The organism is Kineosporia rhizophila, from assembly GCF_021277265.1.
GTDB lineage: Bacteria > Actinomycetota > Actinomycetes > Actinomycetales > Kineosporiaceae > Kineosporia > Kineosporia rhizophila.
In genome coordinates, this window is the sequence record NZ_JAJSOH010000052.1 from 23,936 (window position 1) to 29,935 (window position 6,000).

Annotated in this window: 3 protein-coding genes and 1 pseudogene; 3 read left to right on the forward strand and 1 reads right to left on the reverse strand. The window is 68.6% G+C overall.

What is annotated here, in order from left to right; translation table 11 throughout:
* Nucleotides 1-477: 477 nt before the first annotated feature.
* On the reverse strand, nt 478-1,701 hold the full coding sequence (locus tag LWF15_RS34920; protein WP_232815289.1) for a DUF6880 family protein: 1,224 nt from the start codon (nt 1,699-1,701) through the stop codon (nt 478-480).
* A gap of 169 nt (nt 1,702-1,870) precedes the next feature.
* Between LWF15_RS34920 and LWF15_RS34925 the strand changes: the two genes are divergently transcribed.
* From LWF15_RS34925 to LWF15_RS34935, 3 genes and pseudogenes are all read left to right on the forward strand, one after another.
* A complete protein-coding gene (locus LWF15_RS34925; RefSeq protein WP_232815290.1) occupies nt 1,871-5,173 on the forward strand; it encodes a DEAD/DEAH box helicase in 3,303 nt (1,100 codons plus the stop codon).
* A gap of 74 nt (nt 5,174-5,247) precedes the next feature.
* The gene (locus LWF15_RS34930; RefSeq protein ID WP_232815291.1) at nt 5,248-5,718 is read left to right on the forward strand and encodes a SprT-like domain-containing protein; all 471 of its coding nucleotides are present in this window, start codon (nt 5,248-5,250) and stop codon (nt 5,716-5,718) included.
* Nucleotides 5,719-5,781: 63 nt separating this feature from the next.
* Nucleotides 5,782-6,000 (forward strand): annotated as a pseudogene (locus LWF15_RS34935) (hypothetical protein); the annotation flags it as partial.

Consider the following 6,000-nt stretch of genomic DNA (forward strand, 5'->3'; position numbering starts at 1 on the left):
ACAGGGAGCCGGAGTGCCACCGCGCTTCAACCTGCCGCCTACCTGGCCGCCTCCACCGGTCAGATGCACGCCGCCGACATATTGGCGACCTGTCCCCGCTTGGGCGAAGGCGACAGCAGGATGGCCGGACCGGATCGACGCGCCGCTACGGATGTCTGAGCGCCAGTTAACGCAGCCTCTCCCCCGAACACCCATCCCCCGCCACCCGGTCAGGTCATGAGCACCGCAGTGGCCCTGCTGGCCGTGCAGCCGGGTTGGCAGCTCGATCAACGGGGCAATCTTGTCTTCTCGCCAAGTGCAAGCGCAGCGGCCCGGAGGGTCCTCGGCAGCAGTTCGTCCAGGCCCGGCAAGAAAAGGCGACCGTCCGCGAGGCAGTCACCCTTGCAGCCCTCCTGGGCGAGCTTGGCCCGGTCGTTCTGCCCCGAACCAACCTGGGATTAGAGCCTGGAACCCAACCGGTTCAACCACGAACCACCTTCAGGGAAGCCCGGCGCGGTCGAACTCCTGCTGCAGACGCGGGCGCCGGCGATGCTCGTCACGCAGCTGCGCGACGAGGTCGTCGACCTCGTGAGCATGGTCGGTACCGGCGGCGAGCCGGCGCATGGTGACCAGCCGCCGCGCGCCGGACCGGTAGCGCTTGGCATCGGCCTCGCGCAGATCAGCCGCCACCAGCCGGGCATGGATGGGCAGGACGGCGATCGGGTCAATTTTCTCGTAGGTCTTGAGCAGCTCGTGCCAGGTCCGGCCGTCGCTCAAGGCGAGCTGATTGGCCAGGTCCCAGGCGAGCCGGGGTTCCTTCAGCGTGCTCAGGGCGAACATGACCGCGTCCGACGGCGTGGACGCCAACCTGTCCAGGACGTGCTCGCGATGCTGCGGCCATGCAGTACCGGCCGCTTCACGTAGCCGGGCCGCGGTGGAGTGTTCCGGCCACCGGTCGAAGACGGTTCGGCGGGCTCCCAACCATTCGTGGGGGCGGTGCTGGCTCAGGAGCCGGCACCACAGCTCGCCGCACGCCTGCGACTGGTGGCCAGGGCCGAAGTCCATACCCTGGCGTGCCCAGTCGATGGCCAGGTCGATCTCGCCGATCTCCTCGAGCGCCTCGGCAGTGTCCTCGTACCAGGCCGCGACCTTCCGGTCCCTGGCATGGGTGCGGATGATGGCCTCGACGTCGTGGTCGAACACCGCCAGTCGGCTGTCGTTCCACTCCAGCACGAACCACTCACGACGGTTGCTGCTGTCCCACCGGTCGGCTGGCCGGGGACCCAGCCGGTCGCGGATCGCGTTCAGCCGGGCCCGGTAGGTCTTCATGCCGGTCTCGCCCAGCGCAGGGGCGTAGGCGACAGGGTCGAGCTCGAAGTAGTCGACCTCACCCTCGAACTGGAACTTCATCATCCAGTCCACCAGCCGGGCCGTCGGCACCTTGGCCGCGGCCGCTGTCTTCGGGTGCAGCGCGAGTAGGCGACGACAGGCGTCGCCGATGATTCCGGAGGAGTCGTCGGCCCGGGCGATCACGGTGATGGCTGAGGCCAGAGCCTTGTGAGCGACGGTGTAGACCTCGCCGGGCGCGGTCGTGGGGACGGCGGCCTCGAGGACGTCGACTGCCTGGTGCATCTGACGTCCGTGCTCGCTGGCGGCGCTCCAGCGGTGCAGGTCGGCGCGGGTCCGGATCAGGGGTAGTACGGCATCGGCGAGCGAGGTCATGTGCCCATTCTCCGGGTGGAGCGGGCCTCATCGGGCGCGCCGGCGACCTACCCGCCAGACGTCTTTCTTCCTCGCTGTTGCCAGGTCAAGGGGGGAGCTGACCAAACCGTGCAGGACGGCCAGTGACCGCCAGTATCCTGGCCTCTGCAACCGACCCGGGAGTTCCACCTTGGCTGTCCTGCCGCTGACCGGCGTGGAGATCGTCCTCAGTGACATGGTCGGCCGGGCGTCCCTGATGCGGGCCCGGCGCCTGGTGCGCGCGGGCAAGGTGGGTCAGGTGCGCTCCAAGGCGCCGGGTGGGGTCGTTCGCGGTGTTGTGCGGGACGGCCGACGCGACTTCGAGGCCGTGGCGGTGATCCGCAGGCAGCGCGACGGCGGCGTGGACATCAACGCCTGGTCGTGTACCTGTGACGACGAGTTCTGCCCGCACGCCGCCGCCCTGATCCTGACCCATGAGGGCGTCCTGAACGGCAGCTCTGCCCTCACCCGCCAGCCGGCACCGCCCAAGGTCAGAGCCCCGGCTGCGTGGGAGCTGGCGCTCACCAGCGCCCTCAGCGACAAGGCGAAGCCCGCGACGAGTCGACCGCGGACGGCGACCGACCTGGCCCCGCCCGAGGGGGAGCCACCCGTCGCACTGCAGTTCGAGCTCACCAACGGGCCGCGCTTTCAGCTGTCCGTACGGCTGGTCGTGCCCGGACGTAACGGCACCTGGGTACGGGGAAGTCTGTCCTGGATGTCCCTGGCCTATCCCGAACGCGACCTGCGTACGGTTCCCCGCGACCAGCGTCGTCTGTTGAAAGAACTGCATGCTCTGCCCTCCGCCCATCAGGCGGGCTGGCAGGACAAGTTCCTGTTCCTCGACGCGATCGTGAGCCGCCGGGTCTGGGACCTGCTGCGCGAGGTCGACGAGGCCGGCATCCCCCTGGTGATGGAGGGCCGCGCCGCCGCCCCCGTCCACGTGCACACCGATCCGGTGGCGGCGCGGCTCTATATGCACCGGCAGGAGGCCGGTCTGGTGATCGAGCCCGTGCTGGAGAGCGGCGGGCAGCGCGTCGCCTCTACCTACCTGCCGATATCTGATCCCCCGCACGGAGTGGCCTGGGTACCCGGCCCGGGCGAGGGTCTGCGTCTGGCCCCGCTGGGCGAGCCACCCTCCGAGCTGTTCTGGCAGCTCTCCCGCGGTCCGGTGCCGCCGATCCCTGCGGCCGACGAGGACCGCTTCCTGTCCGCGTTCTACCCCCAGCTGGCCCAGCACGTCGAGGTCGTCAGCGCGGACGAGTCCCTGGTACTGCCGCAGGCGCAGCCGCCGGTACTGGAACTCACGGTGACCCCGCTGGGGGATCACCGGCTGCGGCTGGACTGGGCCTGGTCGTACCGCATCGGCGACACCGAGCGCTACGAGAGCCTGCAGCGTTCGCCAGGACCATCGTCCTCAATTCGCGATACCCCGGCCGAAACCCGGATCCTGGCCGGGATCACCCCACTGCTGAACGATCTCCCGGGGATACTGCAGCTCGTGGGCGATCGACCAGTTCCGTTTTCGCAGAGCACCGTTCAGGGCATGACCAGTGCCCGGCTGATGGGCACGACGATCCCACAACTACGAGAGCTTACGGACGTCCGTGTGCGCCTGGCTGTCGATGGCGGCCAGTTCCCGGAATATCGCCAGAGCGACGAAGAACCGGTCTTCGAGTTCGCCGCGAGCGACGCCTCCGGCGGGGGCGTCCAGGACTGGCTGGATCTCGCCGTGAGCATCACGATCGACGGCCAGCCGGTCCCGTTCGAGGACGTGTTCGTCGCCCTCGCCCGCGGCGACACGGAACTGCTCCTGGCCAACGGCCTGTGGTTCACCCTGGACCGGCCGCAGTTTCACCAGCTCGCAGCGCTCATCGCGGAGTCGCGGGAGATGCTCGACGCGCCGGCCGGGACTGTTCGGCTCAGCTGCTTCCACGTCAGCACGTGGGACGAACTCGAGCAGCTCGGGGTGATCGCCGGGGAGCTGGAGACGTGGCGCGCTTCGATCCAGGCTCTGAGCCGTGCCCAGGAACTGCCCGAAGCGAAGCTTCCGGCCGGTCTCGAAGCCACCCTGCGGCCCTACCAGGAAGACGGTTTTCGCTGGCTGGCAACCCTGTTCGGGCATCGCCTGGGCGGTGTTCTGGCCGACGACATGGGCCTGGGCAAGACGCTGCAGACGCTGGCGCTCTTCCTGCACGCTCGTGAGCAGGGCCTGAGCGATCGTCCGTTCCTGGTGGTGGCGCCGACCAGTGTGGTGCCGAACTGGGAGCAGGAGGCGCACCGCTTCGTCCCCGGTTTCACCGTTGCCACCATCACCTCGACCAACGCCCGCCGCGGCCACGACGTGGCCGCCGCCGTGCAGGGCGCCGACGTGGTGATCACCTCGTACACGCTGTTCCGGCTGGAGTTCGACCAGTACGCCGAGCAGAACTGGGCGGGGCTGGTGCTGGACGAGGCGCAGTCGGTGAAGAACCACCAGGCCACCGGCTACCGCTGTGCCCGCGAACTGCGCGCGGACTTCAAGCTCGCCATCACCGGCACCCCGATGGAGAACAACCTGATGGAGCTGTGGGCGCTGTTCTCCATCACCTCCCCCGGTCTGTTCCCCCGCCCCGAACGGTTCACCGAGCACTACCGCACACCCATCGAACGAGAGCAGGACGCCGACAAACTCGACCAGCTGCGCCGCCGCATCGCCCCTTTGATGCTGCGCCGCACCAAAGACCTCGTGGCCGCTGACCTTCCGGCCCGCCAGGAACAGACGGTCGAACTGGAGCTACTCCCCCGCCACCGCAAGATCTACCAGAAGTACCTCCAGCGCGAACGGCAGAAAGTCCTGGGCCTGCTCGGGGACCTGAACCGCAACCGCTTCGAGATCTTCCGCTCCCTCACCCTTCTGAGGCAGGCCGCCCTGGACGTGAGCCTGATCGACCCGGCCCACGAGGCCGTCCCGAGCACCAAGATCGACGCCCTGCTGGAGCAGCTTCCCGAGATCGCCGCCGAGGGTCACCGCGTTCTCGTGTTCAGCCAGTTCACGCGCTTCCTCAACCGTGCGGCCGCTCGCCTGGACGAGGCCGGCCTCGAATACTCCTACCTGGACGGCAAGACCAGGAACCGGGCCCGCGTCATCGACGGGTTCCGCAAGGGCAGCGCCCCGGTCTTCCTGATCAGCCTGAAGGCCGGCGGTTCCGGTCTCAACCTCACCGAGGCCGACTACGTCTACCTGCTCGACCCCTGGTGGAACCCGGCCGTCGAGGCACAAGCGGTAGACCGCGCGCACCGCATCGGCCAGACCCGCAACGTCATGGTCTACCGCATGGTCGCCCGCAACACGATCGAGGAGAAGGTGATGGCCCTCAAGGCCCGCAAGAGCGCCCTGACCGAAAGCGTGCTGGCCGGCGAGGAGATGGGTTCGAGTGCGCTGACTGCGGAGGACATCCGGCATCTGCTCGACTGAGGCGGCGGTCCCGGCGAACCATCACACCACCCGGGCCTATCGGGGTCGGCCGCACGAACCTCGATACTTGTCCCATGGATCTCGGTGCGGCCAGCCGGTTGGCTCGTGAGTTACTCGAAGAGCACAACCTCCTCGACTGGACCCTCGGCTTCGACCGCGCCAGACGCCGAGCCGGCTCCTGCCGGTTCTCGCAGAAGGTGATCACCCTCAGCATCCCGCTGACGAAGATCCACCCCGAGTCCGAGGTCCGCGACACCATCCTGCACGAGATCGCCCACGCCCTCGTCGGCCCCACCCACGGCCACGACGAGGTCTGGAAAGCCACGACAACTGCCATCGGCGCCACCCCCGAACGCTGCTACTCCGACGACCTGCCCCAACTCCCCGGCCGCTTCACCGGCACCTGCCCGCAGGGCCACCAGGTCGAGCGAGACAAGCGTCCAAGCAGGCCCTCCAGCTGCCTCACCTGCACGCCGACCTTCGACCCCGAACAGCTGATCACCTGGACCATGGGCGACATCTCGATCCCCATGCTCCCCACCTAAGTCGCCCACCTGGTCGAGCTCGCGGACACCAGGAACTCCGTTGCTGCCCAGACTCAGCTGGACATGGACGAGGCCCTGGGCGGTGGGCGCAACCATCCCTCGGTGCTGGCCCTGGCTCAGCAGCTGCGGCCCGGCACTCGTGTCCGCCTGACCGATCGGGCCGGCAAGTACGCCGGCCGCACAGGCGTGGTGGTCTCCTGGGGGCGCACGAAGTACCGGGTCCGGATCGCCGAGGGAGAGCTTCGGGTCCCGCCGGTGATGCTGGTGGCCGACAGCACCCCG